Source organism: Rhodococcus wratislaviensis (assembly GCF_900455735.1).
Lineage (GTDB): Bacteria > Actinomycetota > Actinomycetes > Mycobacteriales > Mycobacteriaceae > Rhodococcus_F > Rhodococcus_F wratislaviensis.
Window position 1 is genome coordinate 47,741 of sequence record NZ_UAUI01000025.1, and the last position, 26,970, is coordinate 74,710.

Here is a 26,970-nt window from a genome sequence, read left to right on the forward strand (position 1 = left end):
GCAAGCCCCGGAAGGCATTGTGCGAAGCTCACAGGTATGTCCGACGTTGCACTGACCCGCTCCCAGGTGGCCGACCTCGTCGACCACACGCTCCTCAAGCCCGAGGCCACCACCGACGACGTGAAGGCGCTGATCGACGAGGCGCGCTCCCTCGGTGTGCTCGCCGTCTGCGTGTCGCCGTCGATGCTGCCGGTCAAGGCGCCCGGTCTGGTGACCGCTGCCGTGGTCGGGTTCCCGTCGGGAAAGCACCACTCGCTGGTCAAGGGGGCCGAGGCCCGGCTCGCCGTGGATCAGGGTGCGCAGGAGATCGACATGGTGATCGACATCGGTGCCGCCGTCGCCGGCGATTTCAACGCGGTGCTGGCCGACGTCCTCACCGTCCGCGAGGCAGTCGGCGATCACACCGTCCTGAAGGTGATCCTCGAGACCGCCGCCCTCAGCGACGAGGCGATCGTGGAAGCATGCCGGGCCGCCGAACGGGCCGGCGCGAACTTCGTGAAGACGTCCACCGGGTTCCATCCCGCCGGGGGAGCGACCGTGGAGGCGGTGCGGCTGATGGCGCAGACCGTCGGCGGGCGGATCGGTGTGAAGGCGAGCGGGGGGATCCGCACCGCGCAGGCCGCGCTCGACATGATCGCGGCCGGTGCGACGCGGCTGGGACTGTCGGGAACCCGTGCCGTCCTGGACGGGCTGCCCGACTGACCCGGCGGGCGATCAGACCAGGAGGCCGCAGCTGCTCTGCTGTTCCTGCTGCTGTTGCTGGGTGCCGGCGGCAGGCATCGTGTAGGCGCCGCCTTCGAGGGTGATCTCGATGGCGTCGTCGGTGACCTTCAGCGATGTCGGCTGCATGCCCAGAGGGTAGGTCTGCAGGCTCGAGGTCAGGGTCTGGACGACCCCGTCGACGAGATCGGTGGGAAGACCGAAACCGAGGATCTCCGCACCCACCGTCTGCACCTTGACGGTCCCGTTCACGACCTCCGGTTTGACGGTCAGATCCGCGAGCCCGGCCGGGCCGACGGAGAACCTCAACGTCCCGGCATTGGAATCGGCGGTGACACCGCTGATGAGCGAACCGAACGCCTGCTGCTGCAGCGTCGCGAGGATGCCCGCGGTCGACCAGGTGATGTCCGCGTCGGAACTGCCGATGGTGCCGCTGCTGTCCGCGGTGTTCTCGATCCGGATGTCGTTGACCTGAGCGTGCACCTGCATTCCCTGCGCGGGGCCGAACTTGGTGTCGTCGCTGTCGATGGTGATGTACGGGACGTTCTTGTCGACCGACTGGAGCAGGACCGGCTTCCAGCTCAGCCCCACGTCCACCTGCGAGCCGAGTTGGCTCTCGAACTGGTCTGCCATGCAGGTCTTCACTCTGTTGCGCACGTAGAGTTCGCCGCCGACGAGGACCGCCACGAGCGCGGCGATGACGACAAGGGAGATGACGAGCACACGGTTACTTCGGGGTGCGGAGTTCGTTCGGGCTGCCATTGCAGCGATTCTTCCCGACAACTCTGAACAAATTCTGTGAATGCGTCGGAGGCGTGTCGTCGGGATCCGCAGAAATTGTGATGCGTGCCACAATTGCCCAGTAATCTAGGGGAATGTCCGGATGGTTGGCTCCACGTCCCGGTGACCCGGAGCGCGAAGGTGTCGGTGAAGAACTGACGCGCGTCGCGACGGCTCAGGCGGGTTTCTTCACCACTGCGCAAGTGCTGCGCCTCGGTTTCGCCTCTGACGAGATCGGCGAGCGCGTCGCCGACGGTTCGTGGGTCAAGGTCGAGCGAGATCTGTTCCGCTTGAAGGATTGTCCGCACTCCGATCTCGAGGAGTTCGCGAAGTGGTGCACCTGGTTCGGTGCCGCTGCCGCGGTCTCCCACCAGAGTGCCGCCGAACTTCACGGGCTCGGGCACCTGTACCCGCGGTTCATCCACCTCTCGACGGTGCTGTCACCTCCGTCGCCGACGCAGCAGTTGGCGCTGCACCGGCGATCGCTACGCCCGGAGGACTGCGAGCAGGTCGGCCCCCTGCGCATCACGACACCGCTGTGCACGGCACTCGACCTCGCCGCGAGCGGCATCTCGCAGGAACTGCTCGACGAGGTGGTCGCCGACGGCGTCGCGATCGGGCGACTGAATGCGCGAGCGCTGCACGGGGAGTGCGGTTCGCTGCCGGCGCAGGTGGCGCAGCGCGTCGAACACGCACTGGCCACCTGCACCTGACCGGTCACCGTTCCGGGATCAGAACGGCCACTCGCCGTTCCGGGTGCCCTCCAGGAGCGGGATCATCGAGAATCCCGCGTCCGACAGTCCGCCGAACGTGTGGCGGTTCGCGGACCCCGTCGGTCCGTGTCCGTGGCGGTAGCCCGCCACGTTCCACGTGTACACGGGGACGTCGGCCGGGACGTGCCGGGTCGGATCGCCCCACGCCGCCTGCTCGTCGGTGACGATGACGACGCGATGGTGGTCGCGGTAGTGCTTCCGCACCGCCGACGCCGTGTCCGTGCCGCCCAGGTCGCCGAAACTGTCGACGACCCGCAGCACCGGCTGGTGCTTGAACGGCACGTACCGGCTGTCCGTGCCGAACTCGACCAGGTTCGCCCGCTCGGCCCGCGCCGCCAGTACGGTGCCGAACACGGCGGCCGCGTCCGCCCGCGTCAGATCCGACCGCGCCGAGACGCGGCTGTAGAACATCGATCCGGACCGATCGACGAGCACCAGGGTGCGGCCGGGTAGCGACGGGACCGCGGACAGCGACGCCCCGAGCGCACGCTCGAGAGCATGTCCCCACCGCAGGCTCGGCGCGTTCCGGTAGGCCGCGAGGAACCGCATCGGCAGCTGCCGCGACTTCGCGACCTCACCCGGATCGGAGATCCGGGCCGCCACCTGTTCCGCGACGTGGTCGGGGATCCCGGCCTCGTCGAAGTTCCGCAGGTTGCGAAGAAGCGCCATGTATCCCATGGACGGGATCACCGCCTGCCATGCCGCGGCATCCATCGGCCCCTGCAGCCAGCCGGCGAGCGTCTCCCACGTCATGCCGGCCGCCGACAGCCGCTCCGGGGTCCGGAGGACGGCACGCCGATCCTCCGGCGGGAGCGCCGCCAGCGCCGCCCGTTCCGTGAGCATCCGCAGGCCGGTGGGGACCGGGTTCTCGCGTCCCTGCCGCCGATCGATCGCGTGCCGGAACAGCTCGCCCTGCCACGTCGCCGACGGTGCCGCATGGGTGAGCTCGAGGACGTCGCCGAAGCGGACGTCCCTGGCATCGGAATCCCACTTCAGCAGTGAGTGTTCCGAGTACAGGCGGACGGCGGCGTCGGCGACACCGCGCTTGACCGGCTTCGGGATCGAACGACCGTGGCGCGCAATCCAGTAGGCGAGGATCTCACCCGGCTCGTCGGCCCGCTCCAGCGCCGAGGAGATGACGGCGCGGTTGCCGCCGTGCAGACCGGCGCCCAGCCGGGCCCGGACGAACTCGGCTGCGGCCACCACCGACGCCGAACGCAGATGCGCGTCGCGGCGCAGCCACCCGATCAGGCGGGCGGCCCACTCCGGGTCCGACAGCGTGACCTCGTGGATGAGTTCGACGAACCGGTCGTCGCGGTCCGGAGCCGACTCGTAGAACGTGTGCTCACCCACCATGTTGGTGACCGCGAGGAGGAACAACTCGCTCTTCGCGTCGCGGGCGTAGCCGCTGCCGCCCTCGAACGTGCGGCCGGCCGGTTGCGTTTCCGACGTGATCGGGCTCTGTACCTTGTTGCGGCGCAGCGTCTTCAGGTTGAACTTGCTCATGGGGTGTTCCTCCTTCCGGGAGGTGTCGGTGCCCGAGGGTGCGCGCCACCCGAGGTCGAGGCGACGACGGGGTGCGGAGTCGAACCGCGTGCTTGCGCACTTCACCTGAGAAGTATCCGTCGTCTACGCACCGGGTGGCGCGCACGCATGTCGTGCCGAGTTCGGAGTCGGCGGAGGCACGGACGCGCTCTACCACTGAGCTACAGGGACCCGCGTCCCTGACCGGATTCGAACCGGCGACCACGCGATCCACAGTCGAAGTAGCCCTCGCCTGCGCACCGGCACAACATGTTTCGTGAAGTGACTCTACGGGGCGCGTCGGGGGATGTCGCGTGAATTAATTCGTGCCGGAACCGGGCGCGACCACGTCCCAGGGAACGGTGAGGATGTTGTCGCGGAGCCGGCGGCGCTGGGGTTGCACGGGAAGTCCCTGCGCGCGCAGCAGTTCGAGGGCGGCCCGCCACCGCACCCGCGGTCCGAACGAGCCGTGCGGCGCCGCGGTGGCCCACGCGCGATCCGCAGCCGCGAGGAGGGCGTGGACCGGCTCACCCGGGACATTGCGATGGATCAGCGCCTTGGGCAGCCGTTCGGCGATGTCCGACGGCCTGTCCACGGCGAACGGATCCCACGCCAGCGTCAGCGACAGCGGGCGGGTGGCGTCCAGCAGCACCCACGCGCAGCGGCGGCCCAGCTCGTCACACGTGCCGTCGACGATCAGCCCACCCGGTGCGAGCCCGGACTGCATCCGCGCCCACGCCGGCCCGACCGCATCCTCGGGATACTGCCGCAGCACGTTGAACGCACGGACCAGGACGGGGCGCAGTCCGGAGAGCTCGAACCCGCCGCGGGCGAAACTGACTCCGTTCCGGCTCTCGACCACACGCTCGGGATCGATCTCGAGCCCGACCACCCGGCGGTCGCCGCGCACGGCCGTCAGCCGGTCGGCGAGCTCGAACGTGGTGTGCGGCCGGGCGCCGTACCCGAGGTCGACGACGAGCGGGTCGGCGGAAGCGTGCAGCGTCCGGCGCACCAGCGCGTCGTGGACGAGCCAGCGGTCGCTGCGGCGCAGCCGATTGATGCCTGTCGTACCCCGGGTGATGACACCGTGAGGCCGCTTCAGCGTCGCTGAAGTCATGGGAAATCCGTGCGGTGGTTTCTAGTGCTGCGACAACCACGTTTCGGTGATCTCGGCCTCGGCGCGGAAGAGGTCGATGAGATTGACGAGCATCAGCTGCTCCAGCTTCCCGCCGATGAACGGCAGGTACACCTTGGCCTCGGACGAGGTACGGAACGTGCAGCCCGTCTCGGTGGCGAACAACTTCATGGTGCCCGTAAGGCTGCCCGGGCCCGCGGGGATCGACGCTTCGTACGTGCCCGTGGTCGGCTCACCGAAGGGCGTGTACGACTCCTTGCGCGTGATGACCATGTCCTTCTTCATCACGGTCTGCGCGATCTCGGGGAGTTCCGACCGCGGCAGGATGTGGTGCAGGACGATGTCGATCCCGTCGTCGTTCACGTCGAAGTGCTCGATGTGGTTCTCGGAGTACTTCCGCATCTCCTCGATGCGCGCATCCCAGTAGTCACGGTTGGTGAACGCGTTGTACACCTCTTTCGGGGTGTGCTTGTAACGGGCTGAGTAGTCGATGCGGCGAGCCATGATCGCCAAGGTTACCGGCTGTGACAGAACACAAGGGACACCCGCCCCAGGTCAGGCCCCGAGCCACTGCTGCGTGAAGCCCTGCTCTTTCTCGATCAGGCGCAGGACCTCGTCCGCGATCGCGCTCTCGATCTTGCCGCCGATCAGCGGGATCCTCACGTCGGCCTTGCCCTCGACCTGCACGTTCGACCCGGAACCGGTAGCCGTCAGGGTCTGGGTTCCCGAGATCGTCGCGGGCGCACCCTGGACTTCGGCCGTGAACGTGCCCTCGGCGTGATCGCGGTCGAGCGTGCCCCACGTCTCCGTGCGCTTGATCACGAGATCGCCCGACCGGACCTTCGAGACGATGCTGGGCAGGTGCTCGGCGGGAATCGACTGCGACATGGCCACCGAGATGGTGCCCGGGCCGGTCGTGACCTCTTCCAGGGTTGCCCCCGGTCCTCCGACCCGGTCGAGACGGTCGCGCCAGTACTGCTCGGTGATCAGGCCCGCATGGACCTGGGCGACGGGAAACGCATAGGACGACGAATGCTCGATGCGGCGACTCACGATCCGTGAGGCTACCGTTTGCGGTTGTGTGGGACGTGAGCATTGTCAGTCAACTCGTCGATTCGGGCGCCTTCGTGTCCGAGAACCTCGAACTGTCGGGGATGACCACGCTGCGCGTGGGCGGGCCGGCGCGGATCGTGGCGGAGTGTCCGACCACGCAGGTCCTCGTCGACGTGGTGCGGCTGCTCGACGCCGCGCACATCCCGACGCTGATCCTCGCCGGCGGCTCCAATCTGGTGGTCGGGGACGACGGATTCGACGGTGTGGTCGTGCGTGTGTGCAACACCACCGTCGGTCTGGAGGAGGGATTCGTCACTGCCGAGGCAGGCGCCGAGTGGGACCAGGTGGTCGCGCAGACCGTCGCCGCCGAGCTGGGCGGGCTCGAATGCCTGTCGGGGATTCCCGGCTCCACCGGGGCCACCCCGGTGCAGAACGTCGGCGCGTACGGCGTCGAGGTGGGGTCGATGCTGCGGCGGGTCCACCTCCTCGATCGACGCACCGGTGAGTCGCGCTGGGTCGAACCCGAGGCTCTCGGTCTCGGTTACCGCACGAGCGTCCTCAAGCATTCCGATGCGGCCCTGGTGCTGGCCGTGGAACTGACCGTGCATCCCGACGGGCTCGGCGAGCCGCTGCGCTACCGCGAACTGGTCGCGGCGCTGAACGGTGCCGAGGGCGACCGGTTGCCGTCGGCGCAGGTCCGCGACGCCGTGCTGGACCTGCGGCGGGGCAAGGGCATGGTGCTCGATCCCGAGGATTACGACACCTGGAGCGCGGGCTCCTTCTTCACCAACCCCGTCGTGCCCGACGGCGAGTTGGCGGGTGTCCTCGCCGCGATCGAGACCCGCCTCGGCGACGCCGTCGTTCCGCAGTACCCGGCCGACGGTGGAACAAAGTTGTCTGCGGGGTGGCTGATCGAGCGGGCCGGCTTCTCGAAGGGGTATCCCGGCGAGAACGCAGTCGCGCGGCTGTCGACCAAGCACACGCTCGCGTTGACCAATCGAGGTGCCGCGAAGAGCGAAGACCTGCTGGCATTGGCTCGCGATGTCCGGGACGGCGTCCAGTCGGCGTTCGGTGTCCGGCTCGAACCCGAACCCGTGACGGTGGGCTGCGCGATCTGAGACAGGTCCGTAGCGCAGGTAACCTGTTAGCTGTGCATGAACTGGGTTCTCGGACAAGTCGGTCGCGCGTCGCGCTGATCGCGACGGCGCTGATCGCGTTTCTCGTTCTGCTGACCGGATGCACGGTCGGCACCGAGTCGGGAACCGCCACCGCGCCGCCCGAGCCTGCGGTCGAGGTCACCCAGAATCCGGCGTCGGGCACCGAGGACGTCAATCCGGTGGCGCCGATCTCCGCGACCGCGTCGCAGGGCACATTCACCGACATCTCCCTCGTCAACGCCGAGGGGCGTGCCGTGCAGGGTGTGCTGTCACCCGACCGGACCACGTTCACCGTCGGGGAGGCGCTGGGCTACGGCGCCACGTACACGTGGAAGGGCACGGCGCTCGGCACGGACGGCAAGTCCGTCGCCGTCGACGGCAGCTTCACCACGGTCGAGCCCGACGAGACGATCGGCGCCACCCTCAACATCGGCGACGGTCAGGAAGTGGGGATCGCTGCCCCGATCATCGTCCAGTTCCACGAGTCGATCGAGGACAAGGCGGCGGTCGAGAAGGCGATGACCGTCACGACCAACCCGCCCACACCCGGCTCGTGGGCGTGGCTGCCCGACGACAACGGGTCGCGCGCACACTGGCGCCCGCAGAACTACTGGGCGCCCGGCACCACCGTGAGCCTCGACGCCAAGCTGTACGGACTGGACTTCGGCGACGGAGCGTTCGGCGCGGAGGACCTGTCGCTGAACTTCACCGTCGGGCGCAGCCAGATCGTGATCGCGAACGCGCCGAGCCACCGCATGCAGGTGGTGCGCGGCGGCGAGACCATCATGGACATCCCCGTCAGCTACGGCGAAGGCAACGAGGCCCGCAACGTCACCCGCAGCGGCATCCACATGGTGACCGAGAAGCACGAGGACTTCCTCATGTCCAACCCGCCGTTCTACGAGAACGTGCGCGAGCGCTGGGCGGTCCGCATCTCCAACAACGGTGAGTTCATCCACGCGAACCCCGAGACCATCGGCGTCCAGGGTTCGTCGAACGTCACCAACGGCTGCATCAACCTGTCCCTCGAGGACGCCCAGCAGTACTTCGGCACCGCGATGTACGGCGATCCCGTCGAGGTGACCGGAACGTCCATCGACCTCTCGGCCGCCGACGGCGACATCTACGACTGGGCCGTCAGCTGGCCCGAATGGCAGTCTCTCTCCGCCCTCGCATAGGTGAGTGGCAATGGGTGCCCGGGCACCCATTGCCACTCACGTGCGGTGCCTGACCCGGTCGACGAACTTTTTTTCGCACCCGGTGGAACCGAAACCGGGGCCGCCGCGTCTACCTGAATGAGGACGCGTCAATGGCGGCGTGTTCTCGGTTCACACAACTGTGGGGAGTCGTCCGCTGTCGAGGGGTCGACGGACGACCCCGACAGTCCGTTTCGGTCGAAAGTCGTTGATCGGCAGGGGGCTGTGGGATGGGATGGATGTTGCTGGGGGTCGTGACGATCGTGGCGGGACTGTGGACCGTGGTCCTGGTGCTCGAACACCAGGACCGGCGGACCGCCGCGAACGCGTCTACGTCGTGCGGTGAAAACGCCCGGACGAAGCCTGATCTCGTGGCTTGACGACGATCTGGTCGATGTTCACATGGGAGGGTCGCGACGCGACGAACCCGACGACGTCCGCAACATCCGCGGCGACGAGCGGGGTGATTCCCTCGTAGACCTTGTCGGCACGCTCCTGGTCGCCTTCGAATCGCACCAGCGAGAACTCGGTTTCCACCGCGCCAGGCGCGATTTCGGTGAGACGGACCGGCTTGCCGAGCAGTTCTCCGCGCAGCGTGCGGTGCAGGACGCCCTCCGCGTGCTTGGCGGTCGTGTATCCGGAACCGTTGTCGTACGCCTCGAGCGCGGCCAGCGACGTGATGGTGACGACCAGACCGTCACCCGACTCGATCAACTTCGGCAGCAGCGCCTTGGTGATCCGAAGGGTCCCCAGGACGTTGGTCTCCCACATCCACCGCCAGTCGTCGAGATCGGCCTCGGCGACGGTGGCCAGTCCCTTGGCGCCGCCCGCATTGTTCACGAGCACGTCGACCCTCGGCAGTACCGCACTGAACGCGTCCACGGAATCCTGGTCCGTGACGTCGAGTTCGAGTGCGGTACCGCCGATGTCTTCGGCGATCTTCTCCAGACGATCCAGTCGCCGGGCCCCGATGACCACATGAAATCCCTGCGCGGCCAGGGTGCGGGCGGTGGCTTCTCCGATTCCGGAGCTCGCCCCGGTGACGACGGCGATGCGGGTGTCAGGTGAAAAGGTCATGCCGACATGTTAGGGCTCGTCGATGACGGAGTAGCCACTCGCGTCGCCGGCGACGCTGCGGCTGCGCTCGCCCCGGATGTCGACGGGGACGTCGCCGGCCAGGGTGATGCGGTTGAGTCGCCGGTACTGGTCGTCGTAGTCGGCGACGGCGTAGTGCTGAGTGGCACGGTTGTCCCAGATCGCGACGTCGCCCGACTGCCAGTTCCACCGGGTCGTGAACTCGAGCGAGATCGCGTGATCCTGCAGAACCCGGAAGAGTGCCTGCGACTGGGTGCTGCTCAGACCGACCAGGCTCTTGACGAAGTGACCGAGCAGCAGTGTGCGCTCACCGGTCTCGGGGTGCACCCGCACCACCGGGTGCTCCGTCTCGAAGTAGGTGGACTGGAATTCGGCGCGGTACTCCTTCGCCTTCTCGTCCTGCGCGCGTTCCGCGCTGGTCGCCGCGTAGTCGTAGACGTTGGTGTGCGTCGCCCACAGGTTGTCGGCGAGGACTTTCAGCGGTTCGGGCAGCGCGTTGTAGGCGGCGACACCCGACGCCCAGGTGGTGGATCCGCCGTACGTGGGGAGTTGCACGGCGCGCAGGATCGACGCCTTCGGGATGCGATCGACGAACGTGACGTCGGTGTGCCAGCTGTTGGCCTTGCCGTAGTCGGAGTCGATGGGCAGCACCTTGGTGCCGCGCGACGTGACGGTCGGATGCGCCGTGGTGGGGGAGCCGAGAAGCTCCGCGAACTCGTACTGCGAGTCGTCGGTCAGGTGTTCCTGGCCACGGAGGAAGATCACCTTGTGCTCGAGCAGGGCCTGGCGGATGAGCGACACGGTGGCGGGGTCGAGGTTGCCGCCGAGCCGGACGCCGTCGATCCGGGCGCCGATGTGGGCGCCGAGCTTGACGACGCTCGCAGTGTTCTGGGAACCCTCGGCGTCGGTCACGTGCTCGGGCGCGAAATCGATGGACATGGTGAGCCTTTCGGATACCGGAGACGGTGTGGAGTCCCGTAACCGAACCATCGGGCAGTGTGTCGCCGGAAGGATTTACGTCACCCTGATCGCAACGGGCGGGTGCGCGGAACGACGTCGCCGCCGCACCGGGAGGCGGTGCGGCGGCGACGGAAGCGTCGATCGTGTCGGCGCTACGCGGCGGCGCGAACCTTCCGTGTGATCGCGATGACGCAGAGCAGGCTGAGCAGTGTGACCGCGGTGAGGTACAGGCTGATCGGTGCCGACGAACCCCAGTTTGCGTACAGCGCGGCGGCCACGGTCGGGGCCAGGCCGCCGCCGAGGACCGAGCCGATCTGGTAGCCGAGCGACGCACCGCTGTACCGGACCTCGGCGCTGAACAGTTCGGTGAACAGTGCTGCGATCGGTCCGTAGACGATGCCCATGAACACGGCCGTGCCGAGGAGGGCGAGCATCGTCACCGCGGGGTTCCCGAGGTCGATCAGCGGGAACAGTGCGGCCGCCCAGACGGTCAGCCCCACCGAGCCCGTGACGAGGAGTCGCCGCCGGCCGTACCGGTCGGACAGGATCGACGCGACGGGGATGACGATCAGCCACACGAACGAGGCGATCAGTGTGAAGACGAGCACGAGCGTCTTGCTCATGCCGAGGACCTTCGTCGAATAGGACAGCAGGTACGCCATGAAGATGTAGCCGACGGTGTTGATGCCGATGAACGCGCCTGCGGCCAGAAGTACTTCGCGCAGGTTCTCCCGCAGGACGGTGACGATCGGCAGTCGTTGGTCGCGGTGGGTGCTCTTGACCTTCTCGAAGTCGGGGCTCTCGGTGATGGTGAACCGGATGACGAGACCCATCAGCACCATCACCGCGCTGGCCAGGAACGGCACCCGCCAGCCCCAGGACAGGAACGCTTCCTCGCTGAGGCTCGTCGACACCCCCAGGAACACGAGATTCGCCAGGATCAGGCCCCCGGGCACACCCATCTGCGGGAAGCTCCCGTAGAAGCCCTTCCTGTTGGCGGGTGCGTGCTCCACCGCCATCAGCACTGCGCCGCCCCATTCCCCGCCGACGCCGATTCCCTGCACGAAACGCAGGGTGACCAGCAGGATCGGCGCCCACACGCCGATGGTGGCGTAGGTGGGGAGCAGTCCGATGCCGACGGTCGCGCCGCCCATCAGCATCAGGGACAGGACGAGCATGGACTTGCGTCCGATGCGGTCACCGAAGTGGCCCATCACGACGCCGCCGATCGGCCGGGCGATGAAGCCGACGGAGAACGTCGCGAACGCGGCCAGTGTGCCCGCGATGGACGAGAAGGACGGGAAGAACAACGGGCCGAACACGATTGCCGCGGCCATGCCGTAGATGAAGTAGTCGTACCACTCGATGGCGGTCCCGATGAGACTGGCGCCGGCCACCTTCAGCGGCCGGACGGGCGCCTGCGGTGTCACGGAGGTCTGGGTGGAGGTCATGTCGATTCCTTCGAGGGCGCCGGGGCGGCGGACGTGCCGCCCCGGCGGGGTGATGACGGGATGCCTACCGAACTGCCGAGCCCACTAGTTCTGCGTCACCTCGCTGGACTTGTTCGCGTCGACCGACTGTTCGGTCAGGTGGTCGGTCTTGCACTGGAAGTTCCGGTACATGTCCATCTGGTCGCTGTAGTGCCGTGAACGCGTGCCGTCCGGTGCGATGAACCCGCTCTGGCCGGGCGGCCCGACGGTGCAGAGGTCGGCGATGCCGTCGCCGAGCACGATGCGGTCGTTCTGGGTACCACGGTTCATGTACGGCGACAGGGACAGCACCTCGTCGCTACCGGCCTGGGGGACGCCCAGGTAGTTCTTGTAGTCGAACCGATTCGCGGCGACCGGCATCTTCCAGCCGGCGGGGTCGGGGCCCTGCTCGGTGCGCAGCCGGTCCATCGCCTGGCCGAACGTCGAACGGAGGACGGACATCCGGTCCGCTCCGTTGAAGAAGTCGGTGGTCTGTGGAACTCCGGACTCGTCGCCGCGCAGGGCGTTGTAGACGAGTTTCGTCGCCTCGGCGGGACGCGCGGTGCCCGCGGCGGGGTACACCTTGCCCGAGTACGAGGCGTACACGTCTTCCGGCAGGTCGTCCCGGATCACCGTGTCGAACAGGATCGGCAGCCACGTGCGCATGATCGCCGGTTGCGGGTCGTCGTACACGCCGTCCGCGTTGTCGTCGGTGGCCTGTCCGTCCCAGTCGCGGAGCATGTTCACGCCCGCGGCGACAGGGTCGCTGCCGGGCAGTTGCTCGGTGGCCTGCGCCAGGTACGGCAGCAGATAGTCGACGTTGAGGTCGGCGAACGACGCCTGCCGGTTGATGTCCCAGATCTCGCCGGGGGTGAACTTGTCCTTGGCCTCGAGGCGAGTGGTGATCGCTCGCACGCGGTCGACGGGGGACCAGTTGTAGCCGTCGGCGAGTGCGCCGGCCGCGGATTGATTGTTCCAGTTGGCCAGATAGCCCTGCTCGGGGTTGTACGACTGCGGGTTCTCCTCGAAGGGGCGGATGCCCTCCCACTCCATGCTGCCGTCACCGATCGCCGGAAGTCGAAGGTCCTGGTCGGCAGGGCGGACCGGCAGTCGACCGGGGGAGACGTACCCGATGTTTCCCTGGTTGTCGGCGTAGTACCAGTTGATGGTGATGGCCACCTTCTTCGCCTGCTCGAGGAACTCGTCCCAGCTCGTGGCCTTCATGATGTCGATCCAGGCGACCAGCGACTGGATCTCGTATCCCGCCCAGCTCTCCTTCAGGGAGTAGGCACTGCCGTTCGGGGTGTCGAAACTGGTGACGCGGCCGTGCACCGTCGAGTAGACGGGGTACGCGACGTCCGGTCCGCCCCGCACCTCGATCGTCTCGTTCCGCACCTCCATCGGGCGGTATTCGCCGTCGTACCGGTACGCGTGCTCGTTCGAGGGGTCGAGCACTTCCTGATAGACGTCGTTGACGTCGAGCGGCCCGGCGGTCGCTCCCCACGAGATCGTCTTATTGGTGCCGAACAGAACGGTCGGGACGGCATAGGGGGTGTTTCCCGCAACGTCGAGGCCGGCGCCGTGCAAACCGACGCCGTACACGTAGGACGGGTTGAACCAGCCGAACTGCGGTCCGTTCATCAGAATGGATGTGCCGTCGGCGGTCTTGTCGGCGCCGACCATCCAGAGGTTGCTGGCCTCGGGTTTCATGTGCGGCCATTCGCCTCCGCCGGCGTTCTTCATCCGGGTCAGATTCGCGTCGGGCAGAGCCTGCGTGACGTCGGAGAGCCCCGCTTCCTGTGACATCGCGTGCGGCCCGTCGTCGGGCGAAGTCGACTCGTCGCGGGGGACCGTCGTCGGGGCGCCGGGATCTTCCTCGGCCCAGATCAGCTGGTCGAAGAGCTGCCTGCCCTTCTCGTCGCCGTTCTTCGCCTGCAGGCTCTTCAGGACCTGGAGGTTCGCGAGTTCGCTGCTCGACTGGGAGAACCTGTTGGCCATGGTCTGCACCCAGACCATGGCCACGTCGTACCCGGTCCAGTGCTCGGGCCGGAAGTCGCCGTCCAGGAACTGCTTCGGCATCAGGTGTGCCGGATCTGCGCCGACCTCGTCGATCCGCTTGTTGAACCCCTCGGCGTAGCCCTCGAAGATGTCGCGTTCAGTCTGCGGGAGTCGGGCCAGCTGATCCTTGATCGACTGTGGATCGATGCTGTTGCGCGCCGTCTTGTCGATTTCGACGTAGTCGGGTCCGAGCACCTCGGCCGCCGTGCCGATCGACGACCGCTTGGCCATCTCCATCTGGAACAGCCGATCCTCGGCGACCGAGTAGCCGTATCCGGAGTACAGCGCGCGCGTGGTGTCGGCGTACACGTGGGGGATTCCGTAGCCGTCCCTCTTCACCGTGATCCCGGTTCCGGGGGAGTCCTGCGTTCCGGTGGCCGAGCAGGCCGTCAGCAGCACGCTGAGTCCGACGCCCAGGGCGAGCAGCGCCTTCGTCGTCTTCATCGACAGCCTCGGTTCCGGTCGGTGGCAGACCGGTGTCGATCACATCGATACATCTCGCTCCTATAACCGTACGTTCGGTTGGTATCCCGGCGTATTGTGTCGTGAAACACGATTGCCGTCAAGAGTGGTGATGCTCTCCGATGTGCGCCGCAGGCGGCGCCTCGCAATGGCGGGAACTGCGGAAGTGGCGCGGCGCGGAGCTACACGCCGACGCGCCCTCCGATTGGTGAAACCGACCGAAGCTGCTAGTTTCGTGTCATGTCTTCAGGCCAGTCGACCGCTCCGCGGGTCACCTATGTGACTTCCGCGCTGGGCTCGCGGCTGCCCTTGGCGCGGGAACTGTGTTGTCGCTGTCTCAGCATCTGCAGCTAATTCGCGCAGTCTTCTCCTGATCGATCGTCCTCGGTCGTCCCCACTCTCCGATGGGACGGATGCAGCGTTCGGACGAAGGTGCGCACCGCCTCCGCTTGCAAGGACTGCCACGTGTCTACCCCCACTCTTTCCAGCCCCACCCGGACCGGCTCCGCATCTCGATTCCAGCGGCCCGTGTCCCGTCCCCGTCTCCACATCGTTCCCCCCGAGCTGCGGATCAGCGACGGCCCGGCCGCCGGTGTTCTGCGGGTGGCCCGGTCTCGCGGGCCGCTGTCCAGGGATGTCGCCGCGAAAGCGACCGGCCTGAGCATCGCCACCGTCAACCGTCAGGTGTCGGCGCTTCTCGACCTCGGGCTGCTGCGCGAACGCGGCGACCTCACGCCGTCCGGCGCCATCGGCCGTCCGCGCGTTCCGTTCGAGGTCAACCACGAGCCCTACCTGACGGTGGGCATCCACATCGGCGCGGTCGTGACCAGCATCATCGCCAGCGACCTGCGCGGGAAGGTCCTCGGCGCGGTCGAGGTACCCACCCCGCAGGGAGCATCCGCCGACGCACTCGCCGGCATCGCACGCAGCGCGCGGGCCTTCGCCTCCCGCTGGCACCGGCGTCGCCCGCTGTGGGCGGGTGTCGCCCTCGGCGGTCGTGTCGATCCGCAGACCGGTGTCGTCGACCATCCCCGGCTGGGATGGAAGTCCGCCCAGGTCGGTGCCATCATCGCGACCGGACTCGGGTTGCCCGTCTCCGTCGCGGCGCACGTCGAGGCGATGGCCGCGTCCGAACTGCTGCTGAGCCCGGACAGCGAAGACGGTGTCGCGCAAGGCGAAACGGGCCTGTACTTCTACGCCCGCGAGACCGCAGGCATCGCGATCACGATCGACGGCCGCGTCCACACGCCGTCGAGCGGTCCCGGTTCCATCGCGCACCTGCCGACCGGCTCGTCGGCGCAGTGCTCGTGCGGTTCACGCGGGTGCCTCGAGGCGACGATCAGCGATCGCGCGGTCATCTCCGCCGCCCTCGATGCGGGCATCCTCCCGGAGTCCAACCAGCGGCCGACGATGAGCGCCCTCTACAAGGCCGCGTCCTCGGGTTCCGTTCCCGCGCACGAGCTTCTGGTGGAACGCGCTCAGGTGCTCGGGAAGACGGTGGCCATGCTGCGGGACCTGTTCAACCCGGACCGGGTGATCCTCGGAGGTCAGGCGTTCACCGAGTACCCGGCAGGTATCCCGCACGTCGCGGAGGCCTTCGCGCAGGCGTCGTCGCTGGAGCGCAGGGACATTCGCATTTCCGGCTTCGGCAACCGGGTGCAGGAGTACGCCTCGACGGTCGTGTCGCTGAGCACGATCTACTCCGATCCGGTCGGAGCGATGCGCCGGACATCGAACTAACGTCACAGCAATTCGTCAGCCGCACGGGCAATAGTCTGTGCGGCTGACGAATTCGTGTGTGTCCGTCCGGGCGCTCACCCCGGCGGGTCTCAGAGTTTGCGCAGCCCGTCGAGGACGCGTTCCATCAGTTTCCGGTCCGGGCCGGTGGACCCGGCCGTCTCGTTGACGGTGACCGCCCCGGCCGCGGCGAGGTCGCCGACGAGTACGCGCGCGACCCCGAGCGGGATCGACGCGAGCGACGCGATCTCGGCCACCGACCGCGGTTCCGAGCACAGCGCGAAGACGCGGCGCAGTTCGTCCGGCGCCGGCATCCCGTCCACGACGGTGTCCCCGTCCGGGCGGGCGACGATGAGCGCCTCCAGTGGCAGATCGACCCCGGACTCGGTCCGACCGCCCGTGAGGATGAACGGCCGGACGATGGAGACGGTGTCCTCGGGCGCCACCCACTCGGTGGACTCGGCAGCAGCACTGTCGATGGTCTCGGGGGCCTGGCCGGCGGGTTCGGGAGCGGGTTCCACCTGCTCGGGGGCGGCCTCGGCCGGGCCGGGCTCCACCCACTCGGTCGACTGCGGCGGGCTCGGGTCCTGGTCTTTCCTGGCGCTGCGGCGCCGGCCGGCTGATCCGAAGCGCGCCCCTGTCGCGCCGATCAACGGCCAGTTCTCATCGCTCACAGTCATCGGTTGGGACCCTTCTCGCACTACCCCACCCACTCCATGGTCCCAAACCCTCGTTTCGGGTGAATGAACCGGTCCCTGTGATTCCGGCTACAGGGTGCGCGCGAGCGTTAGATTTGCTGCGTGACCCATTGGCGGCAGAACTCGGATCCGTTCCTCGCTCCCGATCTCGGCCGGTCCGCGCTGCTCGTCGTCGACACACAGGTGGACTTCGTGGACGGCGGGGCCGCCCCGATTCCGGGCACCTCGGCAGTGCTGCCCGCGATCGCGCGTCTCGTGGACGCCTACCGGGAGGCCTCGGCCCCGATCGTGCACGTCGTCCGGTTGTACGAGGGCGACGACGTCGACCTGTGCCGCCGCCGCCTGATCGCGGCCGGATTCGACCTCGCCAGACCGGGCACCGCGGGCTCCCAGGTGGCGCCGGAGCTGGGCGTGCCACCGCTCGATCCCGAGTCGCTCCTCGGCGGCGGCCTCCAGGCCGTCTCTCCGGCCGAGCACATTCTGTTCAAGCCCAGGTGGAGTTCGTTCTACCGCACCGAACTCGACGATCGCCTGCGCCAGTGGGGGGTCGACACCGTGGTGATCGCGGGATGCAACTATCCCAACTGCCCGCGCGCCACGATCTTCGATGCCAGCGAACGGGACTACAAGGTGCTCGTCGCGGCCGACGCGATCTCGGGCGTCGACGCGCGTAACCTGGAGGAGGCCGGGCGAATCGGGGTCCTCCACGCGGAGACCGACGAGATCGTCGAGGCGTTGCAGCCACCCGAGCTCGAGGTGATCAGCTGAGCGGCGGCGCCGATGTCGCGTCCGGCGGCGCACCCCGCCTGCGCAGCTCCGCGCGCGCCCGCTCGATCCCGCCGTGCTCCAACGCGGCGAGTGGTGATTCGTCGGCCCAGACGAGCTCTCCCCGACGGCGGACCGTGACACTCATCGAGCCCGCGAGGTGCTCGAGGGCGCCGGGGATGTTGCGACGCTCGGCGGGGAGCGGAACCGGCAGCACGTGCGCCGAGCCCAGCGGGGAACCGCCCTCGATCTCGACGCTCCACGTGCGGCCGCGGCCCCGCAACGACCACCGCTCGTCCGTGACGTGCGCCCGGACGGGGGACGTGACCGGATTGCCGAGGCGGACCACCGTGCCGTCGGGCAGCGCGACGACGACGGCCGTGACCTCGGTGCGCAGTCCACCCGCGGTGACCTCGCCGCCTGCGAACGCGACACACGCCTGCCGGTCGGCGAAACCCTGGGCCTGGCCCCACCACCAGGAGTCGGGGAATCCGCCCTTACCCCAATTCTTTTCGCCGTAGACCTGGGCGCCGTCGAGGTCGATCTCGGTGCCGCCCAGCACGGCTGTTCCCTCGGCCCGTCCGCCGAGCAGCCACGGGTGCCAGTACTGGTTCAGCGCGGGCACGGTCTGGAACACACTCGATCCGCCGAGCCTGCGTCGCGGCCACGGGACCTGGGCGCCGACCCGGACGTCGAGGCGGGCGTCCTGCCCGAGATCCACCTTCACGCGGTCGACGGACCCGCGGAACGCGTCGCCCGCGAACGCGCCGAGTCCGGCCGGGTTGGCACAGCCCTCCGGATGCGCGGCGGTTCGCAGGAACCGGGTGGGGTGACCGGCGAGACCGAGCGTCGCCCAGTGCCCGTCCGCGGCGCGGTTGATTCCCGCCAGCGCGATGACGACCTGTCCCGTCGCGGGCTGGGTGAACCGCCAGAAATAGCCTTCCATCGCGACGTCGTGCGCGGCGAGGACGTTGCCGAACGGCAGATCCGCTCCCGTGGCGCGGTACGCCCGCAGCAGTCGCGACATCGGTCAGCTTCCCGGCTGAGGGTGCAGCACTGCCTGTGACTGCGTCACCTGCGCCACGAGCCGGTGCTCGTCGTCGCGCAGTTCGGTGACGACGGCGACCGTGGTTCGGCCGGCGTGCAGCGGACGCGCGGTCGCGGTGACGGTGCCCTTGCGCACACCGCGGGTGAACACCGTGCTCGAACTCGTGGTCGACGTGGACGCTCCGGCCGGAAGGTTGAGAAACGCGCAGACGGCGCCGACACTGTCGGCGAGCGTCATCAGCGCCCCGCCGTGCATGCCGCTTCCCGCGGTGGTGCGGTGCTGGTCCCATTCGAGGTGCCCGACGACCTCCTCGGGTGCGGCCTTGGTGAGGCGAACCCCGGTGTGCACGGCGAACGGCATGGTCGCGACGAGATCAGCGGGATCCATACCCGTGGATGCTAGGCGCGGAACCGAACCCGCGCAGGCGGTTCGCGGGGCTAGATTGGCGGCATGTCCAGTCTGTCGGAAGCCGCCCGCCGGTCGGGCCGGGCACGGGGGAGTGCCGCGGTGGTCGGATTCTTCGCCGCAGCCTGGTTCGCCTGGGCCATGGCCGTCGACCTTCCCCGCCCCCTCACCGCGCTCCTCGACGCAGCCATCGTGGTGGCGCTCGTCGTCGCCGTGCTGGGAGCGGTGCTCGCCGTGCGTAGTCCGACCGAGAGTTCCGCGTTGGCGGACCGGGCGGTACGCCGGCGGTACACCCTCGTGGTGGTGATCGAGTTCGCGGTGATCTGGGCGGGCGCAGCCGTTCTCGGAAACACGGGTCTGTCGGCGTGGATTCCGGTCTGGGTGTGCTTCGCCGTCGGCGTGCACTTCGTGCCGTTGGCCGGCGTCCTCGGCGAGGCGTCGCTGACCGTGCTCGGTGCGCTGCTCGTCGTGGTCGCCGCGGCCGGGCTCCTCCTGGGTCTGACGACGACGGTGGCACCCGGCACGGTGACCGGGATCGGGGCGGGCGGATGCCTCCTCGCCGCAGCCGTCCTCACCCTGGCGGGAAAGAGGTTCTCCGGCAGGAGGACACCAGGGCCGGTCGATCAGAGGGGCAGCGAAGACTCCGCGAGCCCGGCCGGCGCTCCGCGACGGCGGAACCATTCCTGACCGAACGCCGCCCGCAACTGCTCCTCGGGCATCTGCAGGAACGGGCCGAAATCCCCGATCTGGGTGGCGTGCGCGTGCATCGCGGCGCGCTTGGCGTCCATGGCCGAGGTGACGTCCACGACCGTGGTGATCTCGGAGTCCGGCAGACCGAACGTGTCGAGGTCCGGTGGCTGGGCGTTCTCGGACCACTCCGGATTCGCGGCCATGAGTCGCCGGACGTGGTCGCGGCTGACGGCGGCCTCGTAGACGTGCGGCACACCGGCGAGTTCGGCGGCCCGGATGCCCACGTGATGCACCTGGACATGGTCCGGATGGCCGTAGCCACCGTTGGGGTCGTAGATGGTGACCACGTCGGCGGATTCCTCGACGAGGATCGCGGCCAGCCGGGCGGCAGCCTCCTCGACGTCGACGTTGCAGAACGCGGCGGGATTCTCGTTTTCCGGCGTTCCGGCCATCCCGGAATCCGCGTAGTGCAGCAACACCACACGCTGGGCGCCGAGCAGCGACGTCGACTCCTCCAGCTCGCGGCGCCGACGCTCGGCGAGTGATTCGCCTTCGGTCAGGATCCCCTCGGGGGCCTCGCCGAGCGCTCCGTCCGTCGCGGTGACCACGACGACGCGATGACCGGCGTCGGCGGCCTGACGCATCACGCCGCCCGTGGTGAACACTTCGTCGTCGGGATGGGCGTGGAAACACACCAGGACACTCATGAGCGCAATACTTGCACGTGCTGGAAGTCGCGGCCACGATCTGTGAGGCTCGACGCGTGCTCGGTACCTATCGTCAGATCTTCGCCGCCCCCGGCTCCGCAGCGTTCTCCGCCGCAGGATTCGTTGCGCGCGTGCCGATCGCCATGGTCGGCATCGGCATCGTCACGATGCTGTCCGAACTGCGCGGCGACTACGCACTGGCCGGTGCCCTCGCCGCGGTGTTCGCGCTGACGTACGCGTTCATCACGCCGGTCGTGTCCCGGGCGGTGGATCGATACGGGCAGTCCCGCGTCCTTCCCGTCGCGTCGGGGATCAGCGCGACATCCATCGCCGCGATGCTGCTGTGCGTCCGGTTCGGGACGCCGGACTGGGTGCTGTTCGTGTGGGCCGTTCCCGCCGGCTGCATGCCGACGATCGGTGCGATGGTGCGCGCCCGCTGGACCGAGCTGTACCGCGGCACGCCACTGCTGCGGACGGCATTCGCGTTCGAGGCGGTGGTGGACGAGCTGTGCTTCATCGCGGGACCGGTGGTCTCCGTCGGATTGTCCGTCACGGTGTTCCCCGAGGCGGGACCGCTCGCGGGGCTCGTCCTGCTGGTGGTCGGCACGCTCGCGCTCGTCGCTCAGCGTGGCACCGAACCACCCGTGCATTCGGCATCGCACGACGGACGCCCGTCCGTCGTCCGGACGCCCGCCGTGTGGATCCTCGTGGCAGTCATGGTGTCGATGGGCACCATCTTCGGTGTCATCGACGTCGGTGCCATCGCCTTCACCCGAAGCCACGACGCACCCGCCTCCGCCACCGTGGTGCTGGCCCTCTTCGCGGCCGGTTCCGCTGTGGCAGGCATCGTGTTCGGCGCGATCCGGGTGTCGGCGTCGCTCCGGAAACAGCTGATGGTCGCGGTCCTCGCGGTGGCGGTCCTGACGATTCCGCTGCTGCTGGCCGACAGCATCCCGGCGCTCGCCGTCGCCTACGCGGTGGCAGGGATGACGGTGGCGCCGATCATGATCGCCACGACCGGTCTCGTCGAGCAGATCGTGCCCGCGGCCGCGCTGACCGAGGGCATCACCTGGATCGTCACCGGGCTGGGTGTCGGCGTCGCCGTGGGGTCGGCACTCGCGGGCCGGATGATCGACGAATTCGGCACGACAGCGGGATACGCGGTGGCGGCGGGCGCCGCGCTGCTGGCCTCTATGGTGACCCCATGGCTATTCGTGAAACAGTCGGCGTCGACGGAACGCCCCTCGTCTACTCGGTGACCGGTGCCCCCGACGCGCGGGCCCTGGTACTCCTGCACGGTTGGGCGCAGTCCTCGAAGTGCTGGGGCCCCGCGGTGCTCGACGAACTTGCGGCCCGCTACCGCGTCATCGCCGTCGATCTGCGGGGGCACGGCTACTCGGGTGCGCCCCACACCGGCTACGACGACTCCGCGAACTGGGCCGGGGACGTCGACGCGGTGCTCACGGCCGAAGGCGTCACGTCCGGCGCCGTGCTCCTCGGCTGGTCCTACGGCGGCCTCGTGATCTGCGACTACCTGGCGTCTCACGGCACGGCCGCCGTCGACGGCGTGGTCCTCGTCGGAGCCATCACCAGCATCGGCCGGGGGGAGGCGGGCGGCAAGGTCGGCGCGGCGATGCGCGCGGCGATCCCCGGCGCGATGTCCGAGGAGCCGCGCGACGCCATTCGTGCGCTGGGCGCGTTCGGCAACGCGCTCACCGGACCGCCGGAAGGCAAGGGCGCACAGTCGCAGGCGCTGTTCGGGGCCAGCCTCGCCACCCCGCCCCGGGTGCGGGCCGCCCTCTTCAACCGGTCCGCGAGCCACGACGACCTGCTGCGGGCGCTCGACGTCCCGGTGCTCGTCCTGCACGGCACCGAGGACTCCGTCGTCGATGTCTCGGCTGGTAGGCACGCTGCAGAACTGATCCCGCAGGCGCGGGCGTCGTTCTGGGAAGGCTGCGATCACGGACCGTTCGTGGAGGATCCCGAGAGGTTCGTGAAGGAGGTCGGCGAGTTCGTCGACAACCTCGGTTAAAGGGGCCGATCGGTGAGGGAGCACTATGGAGTGGTGACGCCCATGCACAATTCGCGCCCCCGCAGGGTGGCCGTCCTCTCGGTCCACACCTCACCACTGGCGCAGCCCGGTACCGGCGACGCGGGCGGCATGAACGTCTACGTGCTGCAGTCCGCCATCCAGATGGCGCGTCGCGGCGTCGAGGTGGAAATCTTCACCCGGGCCACGTCGTCCGCCGACGCACCGGTCCAGGAAGCCGCGCCCGGGGTCCTCGTCCGCAACGTGGTGGCCGGCCCGTTCGAGGGGCTGGACAAGCAGGATCTGCCCACGCAGCTGTGCGCGTTCGTCGCCGGGGTGCTCCGTGAGGAGGCCCGCCACGAACCGGGCTACTACAACCTGGTGCACTCGCACTACTGGCTGTCGGGGCAGGTCGGGTGGCTCGCCCGCGACCGGTGGGGTGTGCCGCTCGTGCACACCGCGCACACGCTTGCCGCGGTCAAGAATCTGTCCCTGGCCGACGGCGACACCCCGGAACCGGCCGCCCGTCAGATCGGCGAGCAGCAGGTGGTGGCCGAGTCCGACCGGCTCGTGGCCAATACCACCGAGGAATCCGATCAGCTGGTGCGCCACTACGGCGCCGACCCGAACCGGATCGACGTGGTGGCGCCGGGCGCCGATCTGACGCGGTACCGGCCGGGCGACCGGACCGCCGCCCGGGCGAAGCTGGGGCTCGACCCGAGCGAGACCGTCGTGACGTTCGTCGGACGCATCCAGCCGCTCAAGGCGCCCGACGTCCTGCTCCGCGCTGCCGCCGAACTGATCGCCCGAGATCCCGAATCGTCACTGCGGGTGCTCGTGGTCGGGGGTCCGTCCGGCTCCGGGCTGGCGCGGCCGGACGCGTTGATCGAACTCGCCTCCTCGCTCGGCATCGCGGCCCGGGTGACGTTCCTCCCGCCGCAGGCGCCCGATCGGCTCGTCGACGTGTACCGGGCCTCGGATCTCGTTGCGGTGCCGAGTTATTCGGAGTCGTTCGGGTTGGTTGCCATCGAGGCGCAGGCCTGCGGCACACCCGTGATCGCCGCGAACGTGGGCGGTCTCGGTGTCGCGGTCCGGCACGGCGAGACCGGGCTACTGGTGGACGGGCACCGCACCGAGGACTGGGCGACGGCGTTGCAGTCACTGGTCTCCGAGCCCGGCAGGCTCGCCGCACTGGCCGCCGAGGCTCCGCGCCACGCGGAGAATTTCTCCTGGGAACACACCGCCGACGGACTCCTCGAGAGCTATCGGATGGCGACCGTCAACTACAACTACGGACACGGCCCCAGCGAATTCTCCCCGCGTCGCGGACGCGGATTGTGGAAGCTGCGCAGGGCCGGGGGAGTGCGCGCATGAGCGACCTGGCCGACGTGATCGAGTCCGCCCTGACCGAACGTGAGATGGACTTCACGAGGAAGGACTCGACGCACTTCATCGTCGAGTTGCCCGGCGAGCGCAAGCTCAAGACCACCACGCTCCTGACCGTCGGCAAGCACGGTCTGCGCGTCGAGGCGTTCGTCTGCCGCAAACCCGACGAGAACTTCGAAGGCGTCTACAAGTACCTGCTGCGGCGCAATCGCCGGCTGTACTCGGTGGCGTACACGATCGACAAGATCGGCGACATCTACCTGGTCGGCCAGATCGCCGAGCACGCGGTGACCGCGGACGAACTGGACCGGATTCTCGGGCAGGTGCTCGAGGCGGCCGACGGAGACTTCAACACCCTCCTCGAGCTCGGTTTCGCCGGATCCATCAAGCGTGAGTGGGAGTGGCGCGTCTCACGGGGAGAGTCGCTCGCGAACCTGAAACCGTTCGAGCATCTCATCGAGGACTCGCAGGCCTGAGCGCTGGTCGACCGCCCGCGGACAGGAAATACGCACGGGTAGAGTTGCGGCGAGCTTGTGACTGTTGTCACAGCTTAGGTACATGTGTCTGATGTTCACAGAAACTTGTACCGACAACTGCTGCTGCAACACTTCGAGGGAGAGGCCCCAGTGAGCTTCAAGAGCCCGTTTCCGGACGTCGAGATTCCGAACCTCAGTGTCTACGATTTCCTCTTCGGCCAGGTCGATACGGCCGATCTGGACCGGCCTGCGCTGATCGACGGTGCCTCCGGCGCGGTCACCACCTACCAGTCCCTCATCGCCCAGATCGACGGGGTGGCCGGGGCGCTGGCCGCCCGCGGTCTCGCCGTCGGTGAGGTGGTGGGTCTGCACTCGCCGAACGTTCCCGCGTTCGCGTCGGTGTTCCACGGGATCCTGCGTGCCGGTGGGGTCGCGACCACCATCAACGCCCTCTACACCGCGGAGGACATCGCCAAGCAGCTCACCGACTCGAAGGCGAAGTTCCTGTTCACCGTCTCCCCGCTGCTGCCGCAGGCGCAGGCCGCCGCGGCGAAGGTCGGGATCCCGGCGGGGAACGTGATCGTCCTCGACGGCGCCGACGGGCACCCGTCGCTGACCGATCTGCTGACCGAGGGCGCCCCCGCCCCCGACGTCTCGTTCGACCCGGCGACCCAGCTGGCGGTGCTGCCGTATTCGTCGGGCACCACGGGCCGGCCGAAGGGGGTGATGCTCACGCACCGCAACCTGGTGGCGAACGTCTGTCAGATCAACCCGCGGATGGGCATCGGCGCCGAGGACAGGCTGCTGGCGGTGCTGCCGTTCTTCCACATCTACGGCATGACGGTGCTGCTCAACGCGGCCCTGTTCAACCGGGCGAGCTTGGTGACGATGCCGAAGTTCGATCTCGTCGAATTCCTGAGAATCGTCTCCGGGCAGAAGTGCACGTATGTGTTCATCGCCCCGCCGGTCGCGGTGGCGCTGGCCAAGCACCCGCTGGTCGACGACTACGACCTGTCGAGTGTGCACTCGATCTTCTCCGGCGCCGCCCCGCTCGATCAGGAACTGGGCAAGGCCGTCGCCAACCGGCTCGGGTGCCGAGTCCGGCAGGGCTATGGGATGTCCGAGATGAGCCCGGTCTCGCATGCGATCCCGTTCGACCGCGACGACATCGCCCTGGACTCGGTCGGTCCGTCGATCGCGAACATGGAGTGCAAGCTCGTCGACCCCGGCACCGGTGAGGAGGTCGCCTACCCGGCCGAGGGCGTCAGCGAACCGGGTGAGTTGTGGTGCAAGGGCCCGAACATCATGGCCGGGTACCTCGGCAACGACGAGGCGACCGCGGAGACCCTGGACGGGGAGGGGTACCTGCACACCGGTGACATCGCGACCGTCGATTCCGAGGGGGTGGTGACGATCGTGGACCGGATGAAGGAGCTGATCAAGTACAAGGGCTACCAGGTGCCGCCGGCCGAGCTCGAGGCCTTGCTGTTGACGCATCCGCAGATCGCCGACGCCGCCGTGATCGGTGTCCTCGACGAGGAGGGTGAGGAGGTGCCGAAGGCGTTCGTCGTCAAACAGCAGGGCGCCGAGTTGGACGAGGCCGCGGTCATCGCGTTCGTCGCCGAGCGGGTGTCGCCGCACAAGAAGGTGCGCAGGGTCGAGTTCATCGACCTGGTGCCGAAGTCCGCCGCGGGCAAGATCCTCCGCAAGGATCTCCGGGCGAGCGAGGCCGGCCGGAGCTGACGGCAGGGGTTCACGGCGCGAGGGTTCCGGGAGGCATGCCAGGATGAACGGCATGAGTACCGGAACCCTTGTGCTGCTCCGCCACGGCGAGAGCGAATGGAATGCGCTCAACTTGTTCACCGGCTGGGTGGACGTCCACCTGACCGATAAGGGCATCGCCGAGGGCAAGCGTGCCGGCGAATTGCTGCTCGAGCACAACCTGCTCCCCGACGTGCTGTACACCTCGCTGCTGCGCCGCGCGATCAGCACCGCCAACATCGCGCTCGACACCGCTGACCGGCACTGGATTCCCGTCATCCGCGACTGGCGTCTCAACGAGCGCCACTACGGTGCCCTGCAGGGACGCAACAAGGCACAGGTCAAGGACAAGTACGGCGACGAGCAGTTCATGCTGTGGCGCCGCAGCTACGACACCCCGCCGCCGCCGATCGAGGCAGGCAGCGAGTACAGCCAGGACACCGATCCCCGCTACGCGAACCTCGATGAGGTCCCGCTGACGGAGTGCCTGAAGGACGTCGTCGACCGCCTGATCCCGTACTGGGAAGACACCATCTCCGCCGACCTGAAGGCCGGCAAGACCGTGCTGATCACGGCGCACGGCAACTCGCTGCGCGCCCTCGTCAAGCACCTCGACGGAATCTCCGACGAGGACATCGCGGGCCTGAACATCCCGACAGGCATCCCGCTGCGTTACGACCTGGACGAGAACCTGAAGCCGCTCAACCCCGGTGGCACGTACCTCGACCCCGAAGCCGCCGCCGCGGGCGCCGCCGCGGTCGCGAACCAGGGCGGGAAGTAACCCGTGCGCCCGGCCGGATGTCCCGTTCGCGGGACATCCGGCCAACAGCAGGTTAACTACGGACGAAGACTCCGGTTCCCGTGTGTGACGTGCGCGGAAATGCCT

General features: G+C 68.4%; 26 protein-coding genes. 13 read left to right on the plus strand and 13 right to left on the minus strand.

Annotation, left to right across the window (positions count from 1 at the left end; all coding sequences use genetic code 11):
• Nucleotides 1-36: 36 nt before the first annotated feature.
• Nucleotides 37-702, plus strand: coding sequence for a deoxyribose-phosphate aldolase (gene deoC / locus DTA22_RS28910; protein WP_112301748.1), 666 nt, complete (start codon nucleotides 37-39; stop codon nucleotides 700-702).
• 12 nt (nucleotides 703-714) lie between these two features.
• On the opposite strand, the gene DTA22_RS28915 is transcribed toward deoC, so the two are convergent.
• Nucleotides 715-1,482: an LmeA family phospholipid-binding protein gene (locus tag DTA22_RS28915; protein ID WP_037237892.1), complete on the minus strand. Its 768-nt coding sequence runs from the start codon at nucleotides 1,480-1,482 to the stop codon at nucleotides 715-717.
• A gap of 113 nt (nucleotides 1,483-1,595) precedes the next feature.
• Here DTA22_RS28915 and DTA22_RS28920 point away from each other — a divergent pair, with 113 nt between their 5' ends.
• Nucleotides 1,596-2,213 (plus strand): type IV toxin-antitoxin system AbiEi family antitoxin domain-containing protein, encoded by a 618-nt coding sequence (locus DTA22_RS28920; protein WP_037237890.1) that lies wholly within the window; start codon nucleotides 1,596-1,598, stop codon nucleotides 2,211-2,213.
• Nucleotides 2,214-2,231: 18 nt separating this feature from the next.
• Here the strand turns inward: DTA22_RS28920 and DTA22_RS28925 are convergent, their stop codons facing one another.
• The 4 genes from DTA22_RS28925 to DTA22_RS28940 all read right to left on the minus strand — a co-directional run bounded on the left by DTA22_RS28925 (nucleotide 2,232) and on the right by DTA22_RS28940 (nucleotide 5,985).
• Nucleotides 2,232-3,779: a TROVE domain-containing protein gene (locus tag DTA22_RS28925; protein WP_112301910.1), complete on the minus strand. Its 1,548-nt coding sequence runs from the start codon at nucleotides 3,777-3,779 to the stop codon at nucleotides 2,232-2,234.
• Between the two features lie 337 nt (nucleotides 3,780-4,116).
• Nucleotides 4,117-4,914, minus strand: a complete 798-nt coding sequence (locus DTA22_RS28930; RefSeq protein WP_037237886.1) for a hypothetical protein — start codon at nucleotides 4,912-4,914, stop codon at nucleotides 4,117-4,119.
• A gap of 21 nt (nucleotides 4,915-4,935) precedes the next feature.
• Nucleotides 4,936-5,436 (minus strand): DUF2505 domain-containing protein, encoded by a 501-nt coding sequence (locus DTA22_RS28935; RefSeq protein WP_005560412.1) that lies wholly within the window; start codon nucleotides 5,434-5,436, stop codon nucleotides 4,936-4,938.
• Between the two features lie 51 nt (nucleotides 5,437-5,487).
• A complete protein-coding gene (locus DTA22_RS28940; protein WP_112301749.1) occupies nucleotides 5,488-5,985 on the minus strand; it encodes a DUF2505 domain-containing protein in 498 nt (165 codons plus the stop codon).
• Between the two features lie 26 nt (nucleotides 5,986-6,011).
• Here DTA22_RS28940 and DTA22_RS28945 point away from each other — a divergent pair, with 26 nt between their 5' ends.
• Entirely contained in the window at nucleotides 6,012-7,103 is a 1,092-nt protein-coding gene (locus tag DTA22_RS28945) for a UDP-N-acetylmuramate dehydrogenase (RefSeq protein ID WP_112301750.1), read from the plus strand.
• Between the two features lie 32 nt (nucleotides 7,104-7,135).
• Nucleotides 7,136-8,320, plus strand: a complete 1,185-nt coding sequence (locus tag DTA22_RS28950; RefSeq protein WP_112301751.1) for a L,D-transpeptidase — start codon at nucleotides 7,136-7,138, stop codon at nucleotides 8,318-8,320.
• A 348-nt stretch (nucleotides 8,321-8,668) separates the two neighbouring features.
• Here DTA22_RS28950 and DTA22_RS28955 read toward each other — a convergent pair whose 3' ends face one another.
• From DTA22_RS28955 to DTA22_RS28970, 4 genes are all read right to left on the minus strand, one after another.
• On the minus strand, nucleotides 8,669-9,415 hold the full coding sequence (locus tag DTA22_RS28955) for an SDR family NAD(P)-dependent oxidoreductase (protein ID WP_037237881.1): 747 nt from the start codon (nucleotides 9,413-9,415) through the stop codon (nucleotides 8,669-8,671).
• Between the two features lie 9 nt (nucleotides 9,416-9,424).
• Nucleotides 9,425-10,372, minus strand: a complete 948-nt coding sequence (locus tag DTA22_RS28960; RefSeq protein WP_112301752.1) for a TauD/TfdA dioxygenase family protein — start codon at nucleotides 10,370-10,372, stop codon at nucleotides 9,425-9,427.
• 173 nt (nucleotides 10,373-10,545) lie between these two features.
• Nucleotides 10,546-11,844 carry an MFS transporter gene (locus DTA22_RS28965; RefSeq protein WP_112301753.1) on the minus strand — a complete coding sequence of 433 codons (1,299 nt, stop codon included), beginning with the start codon at nucleotides 11,842-11,844 and terminating at the stop codon, nucleotides 10,546-10,548.
• 84 nt (nucleotides 11,845-11,928) lie between these two features.
• Nucleotides 11,929-14,364, minus strand: coding sequence for a penicillin acylase family protein (locus DTA22_RS28970; RefSeq protein ID WP_112301754.1), 2,436 nt, complete (start codon nucleotides 14,362-14,364; stop codon nucleotides 11,929-11,931).
• 483 nt (nucleotides 14,365-14,847) lie between these two features.
• Here DTA22_RS28970 and DTA22_RS28975 point away from each other — a divergent pair, with 483 nt between their 5' ends.
• Entirely contained in the window at nucleotides 14,848-16,122 is a 1,275-nt protein-coding gene (locus tag DTA22_RS28975; protein ID WP_037237877.1) for an ROK family transcriptional regulator, read from the plus strand.
• An 89-nt stretch (nucleotides 16,123-16,211) separates the two neighbouring features.
• Here the strand turns inward: DTA22_RS28975 and DTA22_RS28980 are convergent, their stop codons facing one another.
• Nucleotides 16,212-16,799, minus strand: coding sequence for a DUF742 domain-containing protein (locus DTA22_RS28980; RefSeq protein WP_112301755.1), 588 nt, complete (start codon nucleotides 16,797-16,799; stop codon nucleotides 16,212-16,214).
• Nucleotides 16,800-16,919: 120 nt separating this feature from the next.
• Between DTA22_RS28980 and DTA22_RS28985 the strand changes: the two genes are divergently transcribed.
• A complete protein-coding gene (locus DTA22_RS28985; protein ID WP_112301756.1) occupies nucleotides 16,920-17,585 on the plus strand; it encodes a cysteine hydrolase family protein in 666 nt (221 codons plus the stop codon).
• Here DTA22_RS28985 and DTA22_RS28990 read toward each other — a convergent pair.
• Both DTA22_RS28990 and DTA22_RS28995 read right to left on the minus strand, forming a co-directional pair.
• Nucleotides 17,578-18,609 (minus strand): tocopherol cyclase family protein, encoded by a 1,032-nt coding sequence (locus DTA22_RS28990; RefSeq protein ID WP_112301757.1) that lies wholly within the window; start codon nucleotides 18,607-18,609, stop codon nucleotides 17,578-17,580. The two genes, DTA22_RS28985 and DTA22_RS28990, sit on opposite strands and share 8 nt — an antisense overlap.
• A 3-nt stretch (nucleotides 18,610-18,612) precedes the next feature.
• Nucleotides 18,613-19,017, minus strand: a complete 405-nt coding sequence (locus DTA22_RS28995) for a PaaI family thioesterase (protein ID WP_112301758.1) — start codon at nucleotides 19,015-19,017, stop codon at nucleotides 18,613-18,615.
• Nucleotides 19,018-19,080: 63 nt separating this feature from the next.
• On the opposite strand from DTA22_RS28995, the gene DTA22_RS29000 reads away from it, so the two are divergent.
• The gene (locus tag DTA22_RS29000) at nucleotides 19,081-19,722 is read left to right on the plus strand and encodes a hypothetical protein (RefSeq protein WP_112301759.1); all 642 of its coding nucleotides are present in this window, start codon (nucleotides 19,081-19,083) and stop codon (nucleotides 19,720-19,722) included.
• Here DTA22_RS29000 and DTA22_RS29005 read toward each other — a convergent pair.
• A complete protein-coding gene (locus DTA22_RS29005) occupies nucleotides 19,659-20,432 on the minus strand; it encodes a PIG-L family deacetylase (RefSeq protein ID WP_112301760.1) in 774 nt (257 codons plus the stop codon). The genes DTA22_RS29000 and DTA22_RS29005 overlap by 64 nt on opposite strands.
• Nucleotides 20,433-20,488: 56 nt before the next feature.
• Here DTA22_RS29005 and DTA22_RS29010 point away from each other — a divergent pair, with 56 nt between their 5' ends.
• The 6 genes from DTA22_RS29010 to DTA22_RS29035 all read left to right on the plus strand — a co-directional run bounded on the left by DTA22_RS29010 (nucleotide 20,489) and on the right by DTA22_RS29035 (nucleotide 26,865).
• Nucleotides 20,489-21,691, plus strand: coding sequence for an MFS transporter (locus DTA22_RS29010; RefSeq protein WP_037237974.1), 1,203 nt, complete (start codon nucleotides 20,489-20,491; stop codon nucleotides 21,689-21,691).
• Entirely contained in the window at nucleotides 21,637-22,464 is an 828-nt protein-coding gene (locus DTA22_RS29015; protein ID WP_037237868.1) for an alpha/beta fold hydrolase, read from the plus strand. The genes DTA22_RS29010 and DTA22_RS29015 overlap by 55 nt, the downstream gene beginning before the upstream one ends.
• 12 nt (nucleotides 22,465-22,476) lie before the next feature.
• Nucleotides 22,477-23,835, plus strand: coding sequence for a D-inositol-3-phosphate glycosyltransferase (mshA, locus tag DTA22_RS29020; RefSeq protein ID WP_174233883.1), 1,359 nt, complete (start codon nucleotides 22,477-22,479; stop codon nucleotides 23,833-23,835).
• The gene (locus DTA22_RS29025) at nucleotides 23,832-24,323 is read left to right on the plus strand and encodes a type III secretion system chaperone family protein (RefSeq protein ID WP_112301762.1); all 492 of its coding nucleotides are present in this window, start codon (nucleotides 23,832-23,834) and stop codon (nucleotides 24,321-24,323) included. The genes mshA and DTA22_RS29025 overlap by 4 nt, the downstream gene beginning before the upstream one ends.
• 150 nt (nucleotides 24,324-24,473) lie before the next feature.
• Complete coding sequence (locus tag DTA22_RS29030) at nucleotides 24,474-26,066, plus strand: AMP-binding protein (RefSeq protein ID WP_112301763.1); 1,593 nt, start codon at nucleotides 24,474-24,476, stop codon at nucleotides 26,064-26,066.
• 43 nt (nucleotides 26,067-26,109) lie between these two features.
• A complete protein-coding gene (locus DTA22_RS29035; RefSeq protein WP_174233884.1) occupies nucleotides 26,110-26,865 on the plus strand; it encodes a phosphoglyceromutase in 756 nt (251 codons plus the stop codon).
• Nucleotides 26,866-26,970: the final 105 nt, after the last annotated feature.

Bases quoted from the DNA above. Each gene is read 5' to 3' on its own strand.
- DTA22_RS28955 (WP_037237881.1), bottom strand. From the start codon at position 9,415: ATGACCTTTTCACCTGACACCCGCATCGCCGTCGTCACCGGGGCGAGC.
- DTA22_RS29025 (WP_112301762.1), top strand. From the start codon at position 23,832: ATGAGCGACCTGGCCGACGTGATCGAGTCCGCCCTGACCGAACGTGAG.
- DTA22_RS28980 (WP_112301755.1), bottom strand. From the start codon at position 16,799: ATGACTGTGAGCGATGAGAACTGGCCGTTGATCGGCGCGACAGGGGCG.
- DTA22_RS29035 (WP_174233884.1), top strand. From the start codon at position 26,110: ATGAACGGCATGAGTACCGGAACCCTTGTGCTGCTCCGCCACGGCGAG.
- DTA22_RS28990 (WP_112301757.1), bottom strand. From the start codon at position 18,609: ATGTCGCGACTGCTGCGGGCGTACCGCGCCACGGGAGCGGATCTGCCG.
- DTA22_RS28915 (WP_037237892.1), bottom strand. From the start codon at position 1,482: ATGGCAGCCCGAACGAACTCCGCACCCCGAAGTAACCGTGTGCTCGTC.
- DTA22_RS28970 (WP_112301754.1), bottom strand. From the start codon at position 14,364: ATGAAGACGACGAAGGCGCTGCTCGCCCTGGGCGTCGGACTCAGCGTG.
- DTA22_RS28995 (WP_112301758.1), bottom strand. From the start codon at position 19,017: ATGGATCCCGCTGATCTCGTCGCGACCATGCCGTTCGCCGTGCACACC.
- DTA22_RS28930 (WP_037237886.1), bottom strand. From the start codon at position 4,914: ATGACTTCAGCGACGCTGAAGCGGCCTCACGGTGTCATCACCCGGGGT.
- DTA22_RS28960 (WP_112301752.1), bottom strand. From the start codon at position 10,372: ATGTCCATCGATTTCGCGCCCGAGCACGTGACCGACGCCGAGGGTTCC.
- deoC (WP_112301748.1), top strand. From the start codon at position 37: ATGTCCGACGTTGCACTGACCCGCTCCCAGGTGGCCGACCTCGTCGAC.
- DTA22_RS29015 (WP_037237868.1), top strand. From the start codon at position 21,637: ATGGCTATTCGTGAAACAGTCGGCGTCGACGGAACGCCCCTCGTCTAC.
- DTA22_RS29000 (WP_112301759.1), top strand. From the start codon at position 19,081: ATGTCCAGTCTGTCGGAAGCCGCCCGCCGGTCGGGCCGGGCACGGGGG.
- DTA22_RS28935 (WP_005560412.1), bottom strand. From the start codon at position 5,436: ATGGCTCGCCGCATCGACTACTCAGCCCGTTACAAGCACACCCCGAAA.
- DTA22_RS29005 (WP_112301760.1), bottom strand. From the start codon at position 20,432: ATGAGTGTCCTGGTGTGTTTCCACGCCCATCCCGACGACGAAGTGTTC.
- DTA22_RS28920 (WP_037237890.1), top strand. From the start codon at position 1,596: ATGTCCGGATGGTTGGCTCCACGTCCCGGTGACCCGGAGCGCGAAGGT.
- DTA22_RS28965 (WP_112301753.1), bottom strand. From the start codon at position 11,844: ATGACCTCCACCCAGACCTCCGTGACACCGCAGGCGCCCGTCCGGCCG.
- DTA22_RS28925 (WP_112301910.1), bottom strand. From the start codon at position 3,779: ATGAGCAAGTTCAACCTGAAGACGCTGCGCCGCAACAAGGTACAGAGC.